Below are 18,353 nucleotides of genomic sequence, written 5' to 3'. Positions count from 1 at the left end.
AGGCGGTGAAACGATGAATCAGGCAGAAAGAGCAGAGCTGCTGGAGCAGATTGAGAAGTGGAATGATGCGGACGAGTTTGCCCGATGCATTGAGGCTATCGAAGCCATCCCAGAACGGGAGCGGGATTATCTGCTGACGCTAAAATTGGGCCGAGCCTACAGCAATCTGGCGGTGCTGAGTGACCGCGGTGCTCTTGGCGAGAACGCTGAAGTGGATGGAGATCTTCTCCGGCACGCCATTGATCTGCTGGAGTCCGTCCGCACCCAGGGTGAGAACGATCCCTACTGGAATGCTCGGATGGGCTACTCCTGCCTGATGGCATACGGCTCCACAGCCACCGCTTATGAATACGCAAAACGCTGGCTGTCCTTGGCCCCGGATGACATAGACGCCCAAAAGCTGGTGCGAGACTGCGAGGAGTATCTGGAGGAGGAAAATTCCTTGGAACTGGATTGGAACGAGCGGGAGAAGATCATCCGGCAGGAGACCATTCCCCCTGCCGATGATGACATCCTCGGCCATGTGAAAGTACATATCGACCAGCAGTTCGGTGTCTATACCCAGCTCCTCACGGACGACAGCGACCCAGATCACCCGCTGGAGATCGCCATCATCCCGCCCCGGCCGGAGCATGACTACTACACTCTGGTCACTGTCGGCCTGAGCCGGCATAGGATGGGTTTCCCGGAGGAGCGTTGGGAGGAAAAACTGGAACGGGCGGAGCTGCTCATCAATCTGCCCCGAGACTGGAAGCTGACAAAGGCGGACTGTCGGGAGGAGCGGTGGAGCTGGCCCATCCGGATGATGCTGGCCACCGCCCACTTCGCCATGGAGGACCCGGAGGTAGGGCTGGAATCCAGGACTACACTGGATGAGGGTGAGGATGGCATCCCCTTCGCGGAGAACACGGAGCTGCGTGGTGAGATCCTACTCTGTCCTGGTGTGTTTGGGACGGACTCCTTTTTCTGCCGCCTGCCGGACGGGGACGAAGTCAACTTCTATCAGGTGATTCCCCTCTATCGGGAGGAGATCCAATACAAGTTGGAGCACGGCTCGGACGCCCTGCTGGACCTCTGCCCGGACGAGAGCTTGGAGGTCATCAATCCGCACCGGCTCAATGTGGTCACAGACCGGGAGAAAATCAGTTACGACCCGGCGGAGATGGACAACGCCGCAGAGCAGATCAAGAAAATCCGGGCGCTTCACCTGCCAGTAGATGAATTGGATGCCTACAATCGGATGGCCTTCTTCCTGGGCTGGGCTATGAAACGAGGCCAAATGAGTAACCCATTCCTCTCCCGGCATCGGGAGGTGGTGGAGGCGGTTTGGGCCGGAAAGGGGCCGGACCTGCGGGCGTTCATCCTGAACAAGCTGGATGGGAAATTGTCCACTCAGTTCTTTGACCGGAGAGGCTCTGGCTTTGCTCAGTGGTACGCTCAGGACAACCGCTCCAATCCCTATATTTACCGCCGGGACTGCCGGAATATCGTCTTGGCCGAGTCCAAAGACCGTGTCTGGAACAGTATTGCGGAAAAAGATGCGGCCTACCTGCTTCTACCATACACTGAAAAAAGCCGTCAGCGTGTGGAGCAGTTGCTGGATGAGCGGTATCAACAGTATCTGGAAGCGGAATTTGCAGATGACCCCGAGAAGCGGGTGGCGCGGGCAGCGGAAGGGAAACCGGCTGTCATTCCCGACTGGGACGGCCCTCTGTTTTGCTACGCTTCCGACCGCGTCGCCCAGGATGGGTGCAAGGTGCAGATTATGGACCGGCTGTTCCCCGAGCGCGAGGATATGGGCTGGGAGAGCGGTTGGGCCTTCTACTCCGGGGATGAGGGCGATGTGTACGGCGAAGGTGATGAATACTACGAGTCGCACTGCGGCTTCTATGATATCCGGGACATCTGCCGCATCGATCCAGACATTATCCCGCTCCTGAACCTGCCCTATGGTACCATGCAGATGCGCGGAGAAGACGGAGCGTGGTATGAGGTGATACGCGACGACGAAGGCGAGGAGGAAACCTAAATGAACAGCGAGCAGATCACAGCTTTTTTACAGGAGCATTGGTACATTGCCTCAGTGGTCATCGGGGCCGTGATTTTGATTGGAGCGGTCCGCAACTGGAACTGGCTCTGCGACCCCACTGGTACGCGGGATGCCCACCGCCACAGCAGAGGATACCGGCGTGTGGTTTTCTTCCTGCTGGGCGTTCTTCTGATTGTAGTGAGTATCTGGGGATTTGTGCTGAAATTGAAGTAGGAGGATCAAAGCCATGACTCAAGAAGAACAGATCCGACTCTATCGGCTGATGGAAAAACTCAACTGGTTTTTCCACCAAGAGATGCACTACCTGAATAGAGATATTGCGGAAAAGACCGCACGGGAGTGTTACCCGGAGATTCGGGATTTTACATACGATATTTTGTGGAATGACCTGCCCAAAGAGGTGCAGGGACAACTTATGAAGGAGGACGAGACACTATGAATACTCTGATGATTTTAGAACAACTGCCTCCCAAGGGCGTAAAGAGAGAACAGGCCATTTTGGAGCTGGGCAAGGATGAAGCAAACGGCGAACTGCTGTTCCAACTTGTGAATACAGAAAAGGGTAAGTGCAAAACGGCTGCTCAGAAGGCTTTGGCGCAGCTGGAGTATGCCCCTGCTGCCCCACTGTGGGCCAAGCTGGTCAAGGGCAAATGGATGGGCAGCCATATTATGTCGGATGCCTGCTCGGATTGTGTATCGGAGCAGATTGCCCCAGTCATCCTGAAAACCCTCTCCCTGCTGTTGGATGAGGCGGATACAAAACCGCTGGAAGAGGGACAGGTGGAACAGATGAATTTCTGTTTTCATTTGATGCTGGGCAAAGCCTCCCCCAAGATGTTGGAGGTGTACCGTTTTCTGGCGGAAAATGCGGAACGGATCGGCCATCTCAAGCACACCCCCTTTTATGATGGTGACAAATGCACTACATGGCACATTTCCCAAGGACTGGGGCTCTATAAAGTAAAGCCAAAGGAAATGGAGAAGATTCCGGCTTTGATTCTGACCGCCTCCTTGATTCGAAACCCGGATACACGACTACAAGCACTGGCCGATGAACTATATGAACGCTATGGCGGCAGTTGGCTGATTCCAGTCTTTATGAAAGCAATTATCACCCAGCCCAAGGAACAGGTGTATGAAACCTATTCGCTCCTGCTGGGCACTCCCAAAGAAATCTACCTGTTCAATGCTCTGGGGATGCTGGATTACCGCTGTTATCCGGAGGACTGGACCTATGAACGCCTGGGGCCTGATGGAATGACTGCGTTCATCTTTTGGGGCCATGACCGCTACGGGTCCTATGACACGACCTTTATGTTTGAACGCTATGTGGAGCTGGATGAGCGGTGGCTTTTTGATCTGGCCAAAGACCCTGAAGGTCGAAAGCCTACGGTGACTTGGCAAAGTTACAACCGGAGTGGTGTTCTGTACGAAAGCTACGACGAAATGTTCATCAGCCTGCTGCCCCGCAAGGTGGAAAACCCGGAACTGAAGCGCATTCTACGGGACTACTTCCGCATCCGAAGCCAGAAAAAGAAGGTGGCCAAAAGCATCACCGTTTACCAGGATGCCGCCGAGCGGTTTGGCGATTAAGCAGGAATGGAGCGACTGGCATGATCGGGACAGATGAAAACCGGGCGGTGCTCTATGTGGAGGTCATCTTCTGGAGCGGCAAGCGAAAGACTCCCCCCAGTCTGATGAGTGGAAAATATTGTCCCCATTTTGTCGTCAAAGGAACCACGGAATATCTGGGGGTATGCTTTCTGGACGGAGACGAGTGTGCATTTGATGAACCGGCTTTGGGGAATGCCCAACCCCTCTATCCAGATACCATTGACTACGCTCCGCTGGAAAACAATGCGGAGTTCTTAATCTATGAGGGAGCCAATGCCGTTGGCAAGGGCCGGGTGCTGGGCCGGACCGTTCCCTATCAAGTGAAACAACAACGAAAGTAGGTGTCTTATGTACCAAATTGCATATATTGGCCGCTGGGAGACTCTCCCAGAAACGGCTGCTGCCATCTGCGACCATGACACTCCCAAGCTGGAAGCGCTGCTCCAAGGCGGTCTGGATTTAGATGTTCCCATCCAGCTCAGCGAATACATCAAACTGATGCCGCTGGAGATCGCGGTTTTTCGGAACGATGTGCCCATGATCCACTTCCTGCTGGAGCATGGAGCTGATCCCGGTCTGGCAGAGGAACAACCCCTGCTGCTCACCGCTGCCCGCTGTTGTGGGCCGGTGGTGGTGGCGCTCTTTGCTGGACAGGCCGCAAAACTCAGCCCGAAGCAGAAAGAGCGGGCCTTCCAGGAAGTGCGCTGGGGACAGCGAGCGGAGAATATCCCGGTGCTGGAGCAAGCCGGGATCACCGTGGACAAGTTTGGCGGCGAGGCATTCCGGGCCGCTGTGTCCGATGGACAGGCCGAGCTTGCCAAACTGCTGCTGGAAAAAGGGGCGGATATCAATTACCACAAGCCGGACATGATGTTCCCTTACGCCTCCACCCCAGTCACCGAGGCCGCCCGCTCCAACAATTTCCCTATGGTTCGCTGGCTCATTGAGCAAGGAGCCGACATCACCATTGCTGACAAATACGGCGACCGGCCTTACACCGTGGCAGTGCAGAACAAAAATCAGGAGCTGGCCGACTACTTAAAAGCCCTGGAGCCGGAGGACTGGCACAACGAACAGGAAAAAGCCCGGCAGCTCATGCCCTATAAGCTGCCCGCCAAGCTGGTGGAGTATCTGAAAACCGGCCCCCTTCGGCTGGAGTTTCCGGAGCAGGAATGGGTGAAGTGGGCGGAGCTCTACTCCTTCATGGATGTGCAGGAGATGACCTGGAAACGAAAAAAGCTGCTCTCCCTCATGGCGGCCATGGACAATTACAGTGACTACCTGCTGCTGTGGAGCCCCAGGGACAAAAAGCTGTGGTATCTGGATATCGAACACGAGGAGTTCCACCCTCTGGCCAAATGGGACGACTTCATCGCAGACCCTGGCCGGTATTTGAACGGAATGATCGAGGGCGAGTTTGAGGAATAAGGAGCAAACCGATGACATCAATAGATTTTTTGAACAAAGTACATAAAATCCTGGACTCCCAGGAATACAACCTCTCTTACTCTCCGGCCAAGTCCAAAAACTATATGCTGTACTGCAATGGTAACTTTATCGGCGGCCTGTTCGACGAGGAGTTGTGCTTCGTCTATGCCGACAGTGTGAGCGAACTGCTGGGACACCCGGAACCCGTCTACCGTGGCTACTCCAGTACCGCCCAGCACAGGATGCTGGTGATCCCGGAGGAACACTGGTCAAAGGCGCTGAAACTACTCTATGCCGAGAAATTTGACTGGAGCCGGTTGGTGTACGACATCACATACACCAGCATTGGCGCGGCTGTGGTGGAGGACTTCTACGACGAGAATGTGGTGTTTCTGCGCTTCTGCTTTGAAAAGGAACTGCTGAAAAAGAACCCTCTGGATCGGCAGGGCCGTATCCTTCGGATGGTCTATCTCAATCAGGATCTGACAAAAGCGGGCAAATATCTATTCCCCAGACTGATGCAGAAGTTTCTTGTTTTTACAGATCGCAACGGAAAGACCAGTCTGGAAACCATGCTGAAACGGTGGTACACCCAACTGGAGAAGGAATACCGCAATCAAACGGCGGGATAAGGAGAATGATCTATGTTTGAAGAATTTTATGAGATGTACGAGCCCGAGGAGCAGGAAGTGGTCGCTCTGATCAATCGCTGCATTGGAGGCGGATATAACTGGAAAGGAAACTTTTGGGAAATGACCGTTGTGACGCTGGGCGTGGTATTTTGTGACACCGGCAAGGTCAGCACCAAAGAGGAGCGGCTGGAGTGGCCGGTCACCGATGAGGAGCGTAACAGCGAAAAGGGCTGGGAACGCTTTCAAAACGAGCAGATCTGCCGCCTGAAGATCCGCCGGATGAAAGAGGAATGGGCAAAAGATCTGGTGGCATGGCCCTGGTGTATCTCCCAGGTGGTCAAGGCCCACGAGGACTGTCCGGAACTTCAAGCCGTTCTGGACGAGTACCACAAGCCGGTGGTGATCCAGGACCAGGTGCTGGGTGAGCTGAAGCTGGACAAGGACTATGATACCTTCGAGGGCGAAATCCAGTGGTGCGGAAAGGATGTGCTCCTTTCTCTGGAGGTCAATGCTGAAAGCAAGCCCTCCTGGACCCGCGCCCGCAGTGCCGCCAAGAAGCTGCTGGCCGACTGTGAAACCTGGGACAAAGCCATGCGGGAGCTTGCGGCAAAGAACCTGACCGAGCTGGCTAACAACTGGCTTTCCCAGGATGAGGAAAACCCCCGCGATCCGGAAACAGACCCCATCACAGAGGAAGAACTGGCCCGGCGGATCAGCATGACGAGCCTGTCCGTCACCTCCGGCGGCAGCTTCACCGCCTGGTTTGACTGCGACGAGATGTTCACCGACCATGCGGTAACGGTCTACGGTTCCTTGAAAAAGGGCCTCAAAGCTACCAACATTGAGGGGTAAGGATACGCCTATGAAACTGTATGAGTATTGGCTTGGGTTGTATCCCCTTGATTGGGAATTTTGCTTTATGCCAGTGCAAACCTATAAAAACTTCATCACAGAGCAGTATCATAAAAACCCCACTTTTTACAACATCTCAGCGGGTTCCATTGAGAAGGTATTGGCACACATTGATGTCATTTTATCTGCTGCCATGGAAGATTGGAATAATACCACGAACCATGCTGCCCTGCGTTGCCCCCCAATGATCTTTCCTCTCCCAAAGGGACAGGACAGCAATACAGCGGAATTTGCTATCATTCTCAAGATGGATAATGACGGAGATACAGTGGTCTATTCACCAATCCCATTACCCCATCTGGAAAACCAATGAGGAGGTGTATCTATGAAACTGAATTGTAAACGCATTGATTTTACATATACCCCTGGCGAGGAAATCTTCACCTTTCCCGATGAATCGGGACTGCCCTTTCTCTTCGATGTAGAGAAAGAACTGACAGCTGATCCTACCGCCATGGATGCGGTGGGAGAAATGCTGGATGAGGCGGAGAAATTGGCGGAGAAGGCCAAAGCCGCCATCAAAGCGGCGCTGGCGGACGAGGACAGCCGCTACCATAGCGTTGTGACATTTTTCATGGAGTTCCACCGGGACGATGTAGGCCCGGATATTGCGGCTGATCTTTTTCCGGGAACCGACCCATCCAAGCTGTCCTTTACTGAGATGGTGGACTTTTTGCGGCTCAAGCGGTTTGGCAGCCTGGTGGATGACGAGATGGATCAGCAAGTTTTCATTATGGATCTGTCCTTCAACCCGGAGATCACCGACGAGCTGATGGTGATCTACTTTGATTTGAACCAGGAGATTTTCTGTATTACTCATGAAAGCTGAGGAACGAAAAAGAGAAAAATATCTGCCCACACTTCTGGTTCAGCAGATCCGCCTGCAATGGTATAAAGACTGTCGGGGCGGAAACGCCGCCGCACAACGGAACCAGTATCCCAGAGCGATGCGGCTGCCGAAAGACTTCTTCTCTTACTATTCCTTTGGCCTGCCTACTCACTTTGCATCTATCGTACAGAGGCCCGATGGATTTCGGATTGATCGGGACTGTCGCAGGCTGATGGAATGGAAGCCTAATGGCACAATGCGGCTTCACCCTTTTGAACTGATTCAGCAGGAGTCTGGAATCCAGGTGCATTACCGCTATGATTGGCATATTGGTGCGATGCCGGAGCGATATACCTACGATAAGACAGGGCAAAAACAGCCCCTCAATGAGTTAGCACTGGATTTGATTCCTGGTGATTATGGTCGAGCTGTCTGCAATGGGCGGTTCCGGGACTGGGACACCGGGATCTGGTATTATGCACTGGATATTTTGAATGTGATGCCGCTTACAGAACTCACTGACTCATTGACCAGTTTTACGGACAGAGAACCCAGTAAGATATATACCAAGATCGACCGGCTGTGGTGAGGAAAGACAGGAGGATAACCACATGATTTCCACAAAAGATTTATCTGGCCTTCCCAATGCGGAGCGCCTGAAAAACTTCTGCAAAGGGCTGGCAGCTCTGGACATCATCATGGTGGAGGAGGAATGGAGCTTCATCCGCCACTATACATACAACCCCGCATGGCGAAAAGGCAAAGAGGCATTCTTTGCCACTGATGGCAGTGACCAGAGCATGATCGTCATGTTTGCGCCGGAAGGCTGTGTAATCAACGGTGTGGATTCCGAACTCTACGACTGGGAGAAAAAACTTCCCCGAATAGAAGACCTGACGGATGGGATGCCCCCTGCGTTGCAAAAGCTCATGGGCAGCCGTGAAGTCAAAAAGATGAAAAGTACCTTCTGCGTCTGGACGGAAGACGGCATCACCTGGTACTGCAATCCCATGGACGGCGAGGACGCATCCAAAGACCTGCTTCCCCTGATCGATGGCGATCCACAGACCTATGTGGAGTATGGAAAGTGGTTTTACCCAGCAGACCTGCCTTTGGAGACTGTGCGCCAGCTTGCTGATGGGGTTCCGGTGACAAAAGAACTGGTCATTGCGTTGAACCCTAAGCGCAATGAATGGGAAGAAATCAAGGCGGGCCTGGATAAGATCGGGTATCCGAATGAACTTTGACAGAAGGATGGGAGAACACAATCATGGACACGAATTTTAACGCGGCCCTTTACCAGGAAGAAATGCTGTCCCTTGTGAATACCGCCATCAAAAAGCTGAAAGCGGAGCATCCGGATTACACGGTGTTCACTATAAGCCTGACAACGGACTTTGCCTCTGGGGTAAGCGCCGTCCACTTTGACAGCCGGGCCTCCTCGGAACGGTATCTCAAGAACGAAGCAGAGCAATACCAGAAATATCTTCAGGCCGGCAATCTGAGTATGGCCGAGATGTATGCTCCCACTGGAGAGATCCGGATTACCAATCCTGCGGACTTTGAACTTCCATTCTACGCAGAGATTCAAAATGAATCCTTTTCTTTGAATTTTGAGGAGGAACAGGAAGACGAAGATTCTGAGTTGGAAGATGAAGCATCATGCGTCTACTGGGAGGAGGCTACCCCCATTCTGAAACAGGTCGCCGCTGTAGCTTATCGAACAGCCAAATCAGAACTGAATGTTGATACAGAAGCATTTGAGGTCAGTTACAATGGCCCGGAGGATTGGTATTATCCACTTGAGAAATAATGGAGGTGACCACCGTGACGAAAGAACGCATCCCCATTTCCGGCGATCTCAAAAGCAAGGTCAAGCAGCTGATGGAGTACGCCGGATGGCAGGAAGGGCGAAAAGTGGACATCTCCATTGCGGAGAAGTATTACGCCGATCATGGCGTCCCGATGATGAAGACCACCCAGCGGTTTTATCGCAAATATTTCGGCCTGTGCTGCGAGTGGTACCTGGCGCAGAAAAAGCTGAACTGGGCGGCGGACTTTGAGTTTGCTTTGTTCCCTTACCTGGTCAACGGGATCAAAAACCATTTGGAAGAAGCCTATTTCCGGGATATGTCCGGCTGTGAGCTGGCGGAAATCGAACAGGCTGCCGGTCAGAAGTGTCAGCCCATCGGTCACATCGGCTATTACTACCCGGCAGAGGTCTGGATCTCGGAGTACGGGAAACTGTATGCGAAATATGAGTATCAGGACGAGATCGAGTGCTTCCCCGATGTGTTTGCCCTGATTGAACGGGAACTGCGGCAGTGCAAATTTGATTCCGCCGCTATGAAAACCGTTGGGGCACTGGACGGAAAACCATGAAACAGGACTTTACTATTTGGCGCAATCAAATATTGCAGAATCCTCGGGACATTTCACCGCTGAAATTCGGAATATCGCAGGATGAGGTCATAGAAATCTTCGGGAATCCCGATGCCGTTTCCACCATGAGAAGCGACGGGAAACCTTTGATCCTCAAATACCATGACATTGAACTGCATTTCGATAGAAAGGCTCCTCATGGGCTCTGCTTGATTTACAGCGACGATGATATCGAGTTGAGCATCACAGCCGAGCAGGAAGAAACGCTGCAACCAATCACCAACACAGAGCCGGTGGACAACGAATTTTTCCTTCGGGATGGAGCCGTCTATTTCTCTGGCCTATATGAAAACGGCTTGTTGAAGGAGGTTGCGCCCAAAGACTTCTGCTGCTGGCATTACTGGGGCAAATCCTCTGCGGCCTGCTTTCTCGGCGGGATTCGCCTGCGTGGAGCAGACCCGGCATCGTTTCGGGTGTTAAACTATGCCTACGCGATGGACAAAACAGCCGTCTACACCACCAGCGGGAGAGTCTCAGATGCAGAGCTGGCAGCTTTCCAGGTGTTGGACAACGGCCAGAACGATTCGGGTGCGCCCCAGGGATATGCAAAGGACAGCCGGCAGGTCTACTTCCACAACGGAGACGGCAAGGTGAAGGTCATCAAGGGCGCGGAGGTGTCCTCTTTCCGCTCCTTGGGCGATACCTATTTTGCCAGAGATGAGAAGCGGATATATGCCTACGGCAAACAGCTTCCCAAAGCAGAGCTGACTTCCTGGGAACTGCTTGGGCACTGGTATTCCCGCGATGCCAGGCGGGTGTACTACCTCAACCGGGAGATCAAGGGGGCGGATCGGGACAGTTTTGTGGTATGTACCCCGCTGGACGCGGCTCCACTTGCTGATCATCTGGCCCGCGACAAAGACCATTTTTACCAGAATGATGAGATGATCGAAGAAACGCTGTGGCTGGAACGGCTGCACGAAATGACCCAAGAACCGTAAACGGAGGAAAACGGCTATGGACTATTTGAAGATATTGCACGAAAACCCTGATTTGGCGGATGAATTTGATTCGCTGTTTGACTTCTTCCTGCTGGATGAGTTGTCCCCGCGGGATGACGCGGAAGGCCGATGCACCTTTTCAATGCCCGGCATGGCCTTTGCCAGAGATGGCTCCGGCGGAGAATACCACCTGTTGGAAGATGGTTCCATTGGATATTACAGCAGCGAAGGGGAGGCTGGCCGTCTGGCTGAGAGCATGGATGATCTCTTTTCCCTGCTTGTGAGCTGTATCTGCTGGCACGACTGCTGTGACGCAAAGCAGTATGTGGATTCCAAAACACTGGAGGAGTATGGGCAGAGACAGCGCAACTGTAACTTGGAAGATATGGATGTGGACAGCTTACGGCGGGTGTCTGATGCCCTCGGCATCCCTACCGGTGAGCCGCTGGCTCCGGTTCTGGAGCGGTTCCGCAAAGCAACCCAGCGTGAGCCTGTGTACCAGTGTATATTTCACGAGGACGATGGAAGCCTGACTGAATCATACGGTTTGATGTTTGAATGAGAAAGGAGAAATCACGATGAAAGCATTTGACCCCAATTACAAACTGCTGGACGAAATGTATCAGGACGATTACTATCCTGCTTTTCTGGTGAACAAGGTAAAGGACGAGCTTCAGAAGGTCATCGACCTGTTGGAGAGCGGCGAAACCGACACCGATGCGGTGCAGGAAACGCTGGACGAGGCGGTCTGCGGCATCAACGATCTTCAGGAGGAATTTGACGAGAACGACAGCGAGATCGAAACGGTGGCGCGGGAATGTATTGCGGCAACCGTGGCCTACATTCTGGAGTGGTTTGGCATCCCCATTGACACTGAGGAGGCCATCCGGGAACGGGACTGGTGAGCCCTATGGCAGAAAAAGAACTGGCCCTTTGTGATGAGTGCGGCAGCCTGTTTTTCAAAGGCTCCTCACAGATGATGGGGCTGTGCCCGGAATGTGCCCATATTCTCTACGGCTACCCGAATTGTGACCATCATTTTCAGGATGGCCGGTGTGTGAACTGCTACTGGGACGGCTCAAAGAGTGTGTACATCAAGAAGCAGAATCAACAGGAGGAAACTGATATGCCTACGACCGAATGGCTGAACAAATACGAATCCATCAAGGATAAACTGACCTGCAAAGTTGACTTGGAGGCCCATTTTACAGAAAAAGTGATTGGGAATATGGCGGTGGATGTGCTGGACATCGGCACCGTCCATTTCCCCACCGGGCAAATCTTCGCCTGTGATCCGCTGGTGGAGCTGGAGGACACTCTGCCGTTCCTTCAAACGATCCCCGCCGGGACTTACCCGGTAAAGATCTGCGTGGTGCCCAGTGAAAAATACGGCGACCGCTACGCCTGCGTCAAGGTGGAGGTCAGCCGGGAAAAGCCTGTCCGCTATGAACTGGGCATGGTGGGCAACGAGAATCTGGACGCGGCACTGGGAGATGATGACTACTTCGGTTTCGGCGTAGATGCCGGAATGGGGTGTATTGCAGACATCCAGACCCAGGCGGCTTTCAAAACATACTGGGCCAAGCGGCTGGAGGAGGACCCGGACATCGACCCCTACAACGACCTGTTCTGCGACTTACTGGAGGAAAACGCCCAAGCCCACCCCAAATATCAGGGGGACTGCGGCGACTGGCTCAACTGGACCGTGCCGGACACGGACTGCAACCTGCCCATCTTCTCCTCTGGCTGGGGTGACGGTTACTATCCCGTCTACTTCGGCTATGATGCAAAGGGCGAAGTCTGCGCCGTGTATGTGCGCTTCATTGACATTGAAGCCAGCTACAAGGAGCAGGCGTAAGGAGGAAAACAGTAATGGAATGGCCAAAACGGGCGCGGACGGCGGACTGGGAAAACGGCGTCCTGACCCTGGATAGGGAAAAGAAATTTGAGACCCCGGAGCTGACCGCAGAGATCATGGAGCGGCTGGCCAGGTACACCCTGGTTGGCTTTCATGTAAAAGGCTGTCCTGTGACCGATGAACTGCTTGCCCCCTTTGCTGGTCACAAAAGCATGGTCAATTTCGGCGTGGAGGACGGCGCCCTCACCGACGCCTGTTTCCCTGTTTTCTCCGCTATGCCCAAACTGCGCTATCTTTTGTTGGACGGCAACGCCGCCATCCACGGCAGCGGCCTGCCCGCCTTGCAAGGCTGCAAGCTGGACCTTCTCACCCTCAACCGCACCGGGCTGGATGATGCCGGTCTGCTCCAGGCGGCCTCCATCCCCAAGCTCTCCCACATCCAGATCGACCATACCGCCGTTACCTATGAGGGCCTGCTGGCCATCGCTGGCAACAACCGCATCGAGCCGGTGGCCCATATGCAATTCACCAAGGAGCAGATGGAACACTTCTCCCAGCTCCAGCGGGAAAAGGCCAAAAATCCCGTCCAGCTGGATAAGCAGGCGGTGGAAGAATGCCGCAGGGTGCTGTCCGCTTTCTTTGCTGAGATGACGGAGTGGGAGCAGTATATGGAGCAGGCTGGATTTGAAGATGCCCAGGCTGTGCCCCGCCTGCTGGCAATCTGGGAAAAGTATGTGAGCGAAAAGCCCCGCCCGGGCTACCGGCCTCTGGGCCTCTCATACAGTGCCCAGGGTACCTACAAAGGGGAAGAATTCCTTGACGCGGAGCAGATCACCAAGAACAAGCTCTGCATCTACACCAGAGAGAAAAATACCGGCTTTGACCGCCGCTTCCTCATGAAGCGTGTGGGCGAGGGCTGGATGATCGACGCGGTGCAGGAGCGGCTGAACGGCTGGCAGCGCTCGGAATTGTGAGGCATCACATGGCTTTGGAATATAAAACCTTTGGTCCGGACGGTCAATGCAAATTGTTCGGTGTGAACATCTTTGACTACGACTGGCAAACCACCGGCAAGCGAGTAAAAGTCAAAGACCCGATCTATCACCAAGACCATACCTTCGAGGTCTGGCAGGTGGAGATTGACGGGCAGATCCACCGCTTTGCCGCTGGAGAATTCTCCAACTGCATATGGGGATTCTATCTGGAAAAGAACTGATGAGAGGAGCGTGGTGCCATGAAAGCCACCGCCGGAGAGGTCTATACAGTCTACAACCAATATCTGAAACGCTACACCGCCTGCCAGGTGGCCTATATTGCGCCGCCGGACTCGGTGAGCAAGCAGCCCTGGGCGGTGGTCCTCTCCCTGGACTGGGTGGGTGACGCCCCTCTGACGGCGGAGGAACTGCCCCAGCTCCGCCCGCTCTACAAGGACTTCATGTACTGGTCCCGTGACCTTCATCTGCTGCGGGTGCCGGTGGAGGTCCCGCCCCAGTACACGCTGGTGGGGACTCTGCCGCCCTTCACCGACCAGCCCTGCTGCTCCTACGGAGGCTGGAGTGACGGCCATGATGTGTATCTCCAGATCCGGTGGCAGGCCATCCCGGAGGAGCGGCGGCGGGCCTTCAAGGAGGCCATGGAGAGCGATGAGCAAACGGAGATCGGCGGTATCCCGGTGAAGGTCAGCAGTCATCGGGTGATGGATCAGTACGCGCCATTCAATTCGGCGCTGGAACTAAAGGCGCTGCCTTGCCTCTCCGAACTCATCTGCCAGCGGTGGCACCCGGATCTGCTGGAGTTTCTGAGGGGGAATCCCTTTATCAGTGAGCTGACCCTGCTGAACCACGGTCAGAGGACACTTGATCTGCGAGGCACCAGCATCAGAAAGCTGATGCTGGACATGACCGGGCTGGAGGAGCTGTGGCTGTGTGAGGGAACGGAGCTGCTCCTGTTTCAGAACAAGGGGCCGGACGCCTGTACCATCCATGCCCCGAAGATGGCAGCGGCTTGACCCTCCAATTTATCGGGGAATACTGCCCGCACACGGAACTGCCGAACTTACGGGGGCTGCATGGCATCGAGCTGAAGGACTTTGATCTGACCGGGCTGGCTGCTGTCCATCCCCACCTGAAGGAACTGCGGCTCTGGGGCGCGCCGGGAAACCTGGGGAACTTCTCCGCCGTGGGAGGGTTCCGGGAACTGACGAACCTCTCCACCTTCGACCTGTTCGGCTTCGGCGCAGCTGACATCCCCACCCCGGAGCAGGTGCCGGAGCTTCGCTGGTTCTGGATGACCAGCCTGCCGGAGACGGCGGCAAAAGCGGCAAAGCAGCTCTGGAAAAGCAAGCCGGGAATGGATCTGCGGATCACTAAGGCCCGGAAACCGGAGTGGCTGGCGCAAAACCTGGACAATCCCTTCCGGGGCTGGGACGGTGCGGAGCATATCCCTGCCGCCGCTGCGAAAAAGGCAGCCAATCAATACCGCAAGACCCGTTCCCAGCTGATGAAGCTGGCCGCTGAGCCGGGCGAGGACGCCCAAGCCCAGGCACTTGAGGCGGTGGCAGCCTACACTCAGACCTTCAACAAGATGGGCTTTATCGAAACCGAGGAACGGGATGAAATTTACATGGCTCTGCGGGGGATCCTGGATGCCCTGCCAGGCGATGCACTCCAGAAAGATGCCCTGCTGGAGCAGTTTGAACAGCTGCGGGATTTTTGAGCAGGTAGCGTAAAACCGCGAAAAAACAGGAGCAGATCATGAAACGGATGCGAAGCCTGAAAGAAAAATGAGGAAAACAATATGGCACTACAAGATAAGAAAATCATGCCGCCCCTTGGCTGGCCCACCGGGAGATCGAGCGATACTCCATTGGCTGGCGCATGGGCTATGGGGAGGATTACATAGACCGATTTGACGATTGGAGTACAGCATGGCAGAAATGAAACTTTATGAACTGGAAATGCTCCGCAGCAGGATCTATCACGGGGAGCAGGAACTGATTTCCACTCTGACACCGGAGCAATTCTTTGCCCTGCTGTCTCACGACTATGATACTGGTTTTGCTGCTGGAAAAGCCTCCGCACAGAAGGAAATTCTCTGTATGCTGGCAGCGGACGGGATGCCTGTTGAGAAGATTGCGCTTCTGCTGCGGATAAAGCCAGAGAAGGTGCTGGAGATCATAGCCACCAAACAGGCCCACATTGAGAAATGCAGAAAGAGACTCAAACAGGAGGCAAAGCCATGAAAGACTTTTGCCAATACGGAAATCGTCGGGATGACGAATGGGAAATCTTGCCCTGGATACCTGATCCGCGCCCGCCCTTCAAAATCTGGGTAAAACCAGAGCAGATCGCGCCATTCTTTCTCATTCCCCACCACCCCTATGCGATCTCCCTTCTGCTAAAGATCAGCGACGGATTCCGGACAGAGAAATTCCGACGGCTGGGACTGACAGGCAGCAGCGCGGATTGGGAGCGGCTTGTCCGGGGCGTGATCCAGGAGTTCGAGGAAAATAACAGCGGCGTGGATCTGTTTCACTTTGATTCCGACGAGGATGTGTTCTGCGTGTACTCCCAATACATCGACGATTTGATGCTACTGTCCAAAATGATCCGGGCGGCCTGTGACAATGAAAAAACGATGGGGATGTATCTGAACATGAGCGAGGCTGCGAAAGCATGAAAGAGTTGACCACTCAAACAGGGATTATAGTAAAATGCAGTAAAACGGCCATTGAATTTTTCCAAAATGCTCAATCAGTGGATTTCTTCTCTGCACTGGAGATTCCGAAGGAATTCCAAGACATAGCGGTTGAGTTTTATGATTTGATTCTGGAAAACGACCATCCTACAGCTTTGCTGGGCTGTCGCGGCAATTATGATATTGCGGTACAGATAGATGAGGTAACCGGCACCATGACGGGGTGGCATTGGTTCAAATGAGGGAAATGGAATGATCGAGTACATCAAACTCTTTTGGGAGGGCGCACCGGATGGAGAGCCAGCGGTCATCCTCTATGAAGTGGATACCGAAAATGAGTGGCTGGTCCTCCGCTCCATCGACATCTTTGCAGATGGCCGCACCCGCAACATCCCTGACCTTTACGACGGCGCCATCGAGATTACACCGATCCCCACCGTGGATGAGTTGAACGCCCATGTCTGGGGTGAGGAGTTCCACGCCTGTGTAATAGAGAAAGCAGAATTTGAGTCCATCTGGGAAACTCACACCTATGATGGAGCGTTAAAGTAACCAGGAGGAGTCCCAATGAACAAATCCTTAAAAGCAAAAAATCTGCCGTTGTTCTCCATCATTGACCTGGACCAGCTGCGCCGGGAAAACCATCTGGAGGGCACAGAAGTAACAGACTTTTTCACGGCAAGGGATGGAAAAGTCTATCTTCTCATGGAACAGCCCTCCGAAACACAGGGTAAGGACTGGCTCAGCATTCCTTCCACCTATACCGCGGTGGAAATCCAGTTGGATTGGGCGGAACAGCGGGTGCTGGAAACGACGCTGTTTCCTCTTGGTCTCTTGAAGTTCCAGTTCCATTATTTGCGGCCTGCAGGTGAACACTTCCTCCTGCTGGGAGCAAGATGCGCCTATCGGGAAAACGGCCCCGACCAGAACGCCTGGATCGTCAGCCGGGACGGAGCTGTGCTGTCCCGTTTCTGCCTGGGGGATGGCATTCAAGACTGCGTGGTAAAAAAAGATGGCACCATCATTACCAGCTACTTTGATGAAGGTGTATTTGGTAATTACGGTTGGGATGAACCTCTGGGTGATTGCGGCCTGATTGCATGGACATCGGATGGAACTCCTCTCTGGAAGAATGAGAAGTATTCCATCTATGACTGCTACGCCATCAGCCTGGACGAAGAAGAAAACCTGTGGTTTTATTATTACGATGAATTCCGGCTGGTGCGGACGAACTTCAAAGAGGACTTTGTGTTTGAACTGCCAATCGAAGGAAGCGGAGCTTTTTCTGTTGCCCCGTCCGGCAATACCTTCCTGTTTCAAGGCGGATACCAGCAACGGGACAAATTCTACTTCCTTACTGCTCATGGTGATCGTCTTGGGCAAAAACAGGAGGCTATTCCCACCTGTGACGGAAACAAGGTCGCTGTGGAGCAGTGCAGCCTACTTCGCAGCCAGATGCTGTTCCTCGGGAAAAACGGTGTTCTCTATGGAGGTATTTTGGGGGGCGATGGCCTATGAAACAGACCGATATTTATACGGAGGCTCTGATCTGTCTGCGGTCGATTTTACAGACAGACCACCCGGAATTCAAAAACTGGATCGGCTGGCTGGAGCGGGATATTGAGGACTGGACCCAGCGGCGGGAGGTTTCCCACCACCTTCGGGCATACGGAGGTATGGGCTCGTTCAATGACCTACCCAGTATGCGTGGAAATCACGACTATATTTTCGGCTTTCTCAAATCAGTGTGCTATGCCTTCGGTCACCTTTATGGAAAACAGGAAGGCATTTCTCCGGAGGCACTGATGGAGGAGTGCCTGCACGATGTAGAGCAGGCCGCTTATCACCCCCATAAGGAATTGAACCGGGCCATTGCCCAACACTTGATGCAGGGCGATCTACAGGAAAATCTGGATGCTCTGTGAGGGAAACACAATGCATGACATGAATT

General features: G+C 53.8%; 26 protein-coding genes and 1 pseudogene. All 27 read left to right on the top strand.

Annotated features, from left to right (window positions below; all coding sequences use genetic code 11):
- Positions 1-13 precede the first annotated feature (13 nt).
- On the top strand, positions 14-2,029 hold the full coding sequence (locus EIO64_RS02050) for an immunity protein Imm33 domain-containing protein (protein WP_009259975.1): 2,016 nt from the start codon (positions 14-16) through the stop codon (positions 2,027-2,029).
- Entirely contained in the window at positions 2,030-2,263 is a 234-nt protein-coding gene (locus EIO64_RS02045; RefSeq protein ID WP_006877288.1) for an immunity 17 family protein, read from the top strand.
- A 13-nt stretch (positions 2,264-2,276) separates the two neighbouring features.
- The gene (locus EIO64_RS02040; RefSeq protein ID WP_006876758.1) at positions 2,277-2,489 is read left to right on the top strand and encodes a hypothetical protein; all 213 of its coding nucleotides are present in this window, start codon (positions 2,277-2,279) and stop codon (positions 2,487-2,489) included.
- A complete protein-coding gene (locus EIO64_RS02035; protein ID WP_006877289.1) occupies positions 2,486-3,643 on the top strand; it encodes a hypothetical protein in 1,158 nt (385 codons plus the stop codon). The genes EIO64_RS02040 and EIO64_RS02035 overlap by 4 nt, the downstream gene beginning before the upstream one ends.
- Positions 3,644-3,663: 20 nt before the next feature.
- Positions 3,664-4,005 carry a hypothetical protein gene (locus EIO64_RS02030; protein ID WP_006877290.1) on the top strand — a complete coding sequence of 114 codons (342 nt, stop codon included), beginning with the start codon at positions 3,664-3,666 and terminating at the stop codon, positions 4,003-4,005.
- Positions 4,006-4,012: 7 nt separating this feature from the next.
- Positions 4,013-5,092: an ankyrin repeat domain-containing protein gene (locus tag EIO64_RS02025; protein WP_006877291.1), complete on the top strand. Its 1,080-nt coding sequence runs from the start codon at positions 4,013-4,015 to the stop codon at positions 5,090-5,092.
- Between the two features lie 11 nt (positions 5,093-5,103).
- Complete coding sequence (locus EIO64_RS02020; protein WP_006877292.1) at positions 5,104-5,724, top strand: hypothetical protein; 621 nt, start codon at positions 5,104-5,106, stop codon at positions 5,722-5,724.
- A 12-nt stretch (positions 5,725-5,736) separates the two neighbouring features.
- Positions 5,737-6,576, top strand: coding sequence for a DUF2262 domain-containing protein (locus tag EIO64_RS02015; RefSeq protein WP_009259974.1), 840 nt, complete (start codon positions 5,737-5,739; stop codon positions 6,574-6,576).
- A 10-nt stretch (positions 6,577-6,586) separates the two neighbouring features.
- Complete coding sequence (locus EIO64_RS02010; RefSeq protein WP_009259973.1) at positions 6,587-6,949, top strand: hypothetical protein; 363 nt, start codon at positions 6,587-6,589, stop codon at positions 6,947-6,949.
- A 12-nt stretch (positions 6,950-6,961) separates the two neighbouring features.
- Positions 6,962-7,465 carry a DUF2004 domain-containing protein gene (locus EIO64_RS02005; protein WP_009259972.1) on the top strand — a complete coding sequence of 168 codons (504 nt, stop codon included), beginning with the start codon at positions 6,962-6,964 and terminating at the stop codon, positions 7,463-7,465.
- On the top strand, positions 7,455-8,054 hold the full coding sequence (locus tag EIO64_RS02000) for a hypothetical protein (RefSeq protein ID WP_009259971.1): 600 nt from the start codon (positions 7,455-7,457) through the stop codon (positions 8,052-8,054). Before EIO64_RS02005 ends, EIO64_RS02000 begins: the two co-directional genes overlap by 11 nt.
- A gap of 22 nt (positions 8,055-8,076) precedes the next feature.
- Positions 8,077-8,712, top strand: coding sequence for a hypothetical protein (locus EIO64_RS01995; protein ID WP_009259970.1), 636 nt, complete (start codon positions 8,077-8,079; stop codon positions 8,710-8,712).
- A 74-nt stretch (positions 8,713-8,786) separates the two neighbouring features.
- Complete coding sequence (locus EIO64_RS01990) at positions 8,787-9,278, top strand: hypothetical protein (RefSeq protein ID WP_249390772.1); 492 nt, start codon at positions 8,787-8,789, stop codon at positions 9,276-9,278.
- Between the two features lie 14 nt (positions 9,279-9,292).
- Positions 9,293-9,847: an SUKH-3 domain-containing protein gene (locus tag EIO64_RS01985; protein ID WP_009259968.1), complete on the top strand. Its 555-nt coding sequence runs from the start codon at positions 9,293-9,295 to the stop codon at positions 9,845-9,847.
- Positions 9,844-10,848 carry a DKNYY domain-containing protein gene (locus tag EIO64_RS01980; RefSeq protein ID WP_009259967.1) on the top strand — a complete coding sequence of 335 codons (1,005 nt, stop codon included), beginning with the start codon at positions 9,844-9,846 and terminating at the stop codon, positions 10,846-10,848. The genes EIO64_RS01985 and EIO64_RS01980 overlap by 4 nt, the downstream gene beginning before the upstream one ends.
- A gap of 16 nt (positions 10,849-10,864) precedes the next feature.
- Positions 10,865-11,410: a hypothetical protein gene (locus tag EIO64_RS01975; RefSeq protein ID WP_009259966.1), complete on the top strand. Its 546-nt coding sequence runs from the start codon at positions 10,865-10,867 to the stop codon at positions 11,408-11,410.
- Between the two features lie 16 nt (positions 11,411-11,426).
- Positions 11,427-11,753: a DUF5713 family protein gene (locus tag EIO64_RS01970; RefSeq protein ID WP_002569137.1), complete on the top strand. Its 327-nt coding sequence runs from the start codon at positions 11,427-11,429 to the stop codon at positions 11,751-11,753.
- 5 nt (positions 11,754-11,758) lie between these two features.
- Complete coding sequence (locus tag EIO64_RS01965; protein WP_009259965.1) at positions 11,759-12,706, top strand: DUF4241 domain-containing protein; 948 nt, start codon at positions 11,759-11,761, stop codon at positions 12,704-12,706.
- Between the two features lie 14 nt (positions 12,707-12,720).
- Positions 12,721-13,680 (top strand): NTF2 fold immunity protein, encoded by a 960-nt coding sequence (locus EIO64_RS01960; RefSeq protein ID WP_024730825.1) that lies wholly within the window; start codon positions 12,721-12,723, stop codon positions 13,678-13,680.
- Positions 13,681-13,688: 8 nt separating this feature from the next.
- Complete coding sequence (locus EIO64_RS01955) at positions 13,689-13,922, top strand: hypothetical protein (protein ID WP_009259963.1); 234 nt, start codon at positions 13,689-13,691, stop codon at positions 13,920-13,922.
- Positions 13,923-13,940: 18 nt separating this feature from the next.
- Positions 13,941-15,421, top strand: a pseudogene (locus EIO64_RS18730) (hypothetical protein).
- A gap of 211 nt (positions 15,422-15,632) precedes the next feature.
- Positions 15,633-15,947, top strand: coding sequence for a hypothetical protein (locus EIO64_RS01940; RefSeq protein WP_006877307.1), 315 nt, complete (start codon positions 15,633-15,635; stop codon positions 15,945-15,947).
- Entirely contained in the window at positions 15,944-16,384 is a 441-nt protein-coding gene (locus EIO64_RS01935) for an Imm51 family immunity protein (RefSeq protein WP_006877308.1), read from the top strand. Before EIO64_RS01940 ends, EIO64_RS01935 begins: the two co-directional genes overlap by 4 nt.
- The gene (locus EIO64_RS01930; protein ID WP_003524806.1) at positions 16,381-16,644 is read left to right on the top strand and encodes a hypothetical protein; all 264 of its coding nucleotides are present in this window, start codon (positions 16,381-16,383) and stop codon (positions 16,642-16,644) included. Before EIO64_RS01935 ends, EIO64_RS01930 begins: the two co-directional genes overlap by 4 nt.
- A 10-nt stretch (positions 16,645-16,654) precedes the next feature.
- Entirely contained in the window at positions 16,655-16,954 is a 300-nt protein-coding gene (locus EIO64_RS01925) for a DUF6881 domain-containing protein (RefSeq protein WP_006877309.1), read from the top strand.
- A gap of 15 nt (positions 16,955-16,969) precedes the next feature.
- On the top strand, positions 16,970-17,920 hold the full coding sequence (locus tag EIO64_RS01920; RefSeq protein WP_006877310.1) for a hypothetical protein: 951 nt from the start codon (positions 16,970-16,972) through the stop codon (positions 17,918-17,920).
- Positions 17,917-18,327, top strand: coding sequence for a DUF6966 domain-containing protein (locus EIO64_RS01915; RefSeq protein ID WP_006877311.1), 411 nt, complete (start codon positions 17,917-17,919; stop codon positions 18,325-18,327). Before EIO64_RS01920 ends, EIO64_RS01915 begins: the two co-directional genes overlap by 4 nt.
- Positions 18,328-18,353: the final 26 nt, after the last annotated feature.

This window comes from Dysosmobacter welbionis (assembly GCF_005121165.3).
Classification (GTDB): Bacteria; Bacillota; Clostridia; order Oscillospirales; family Oscillospiraceae; genus Oscillibacter; species Oscillibacter welbionis.
The sequence above is the reverse complement of the archived record's forward strand: the minus strand, read 5'-3'. Positions and strand labels throughout refer to the sequence as shown.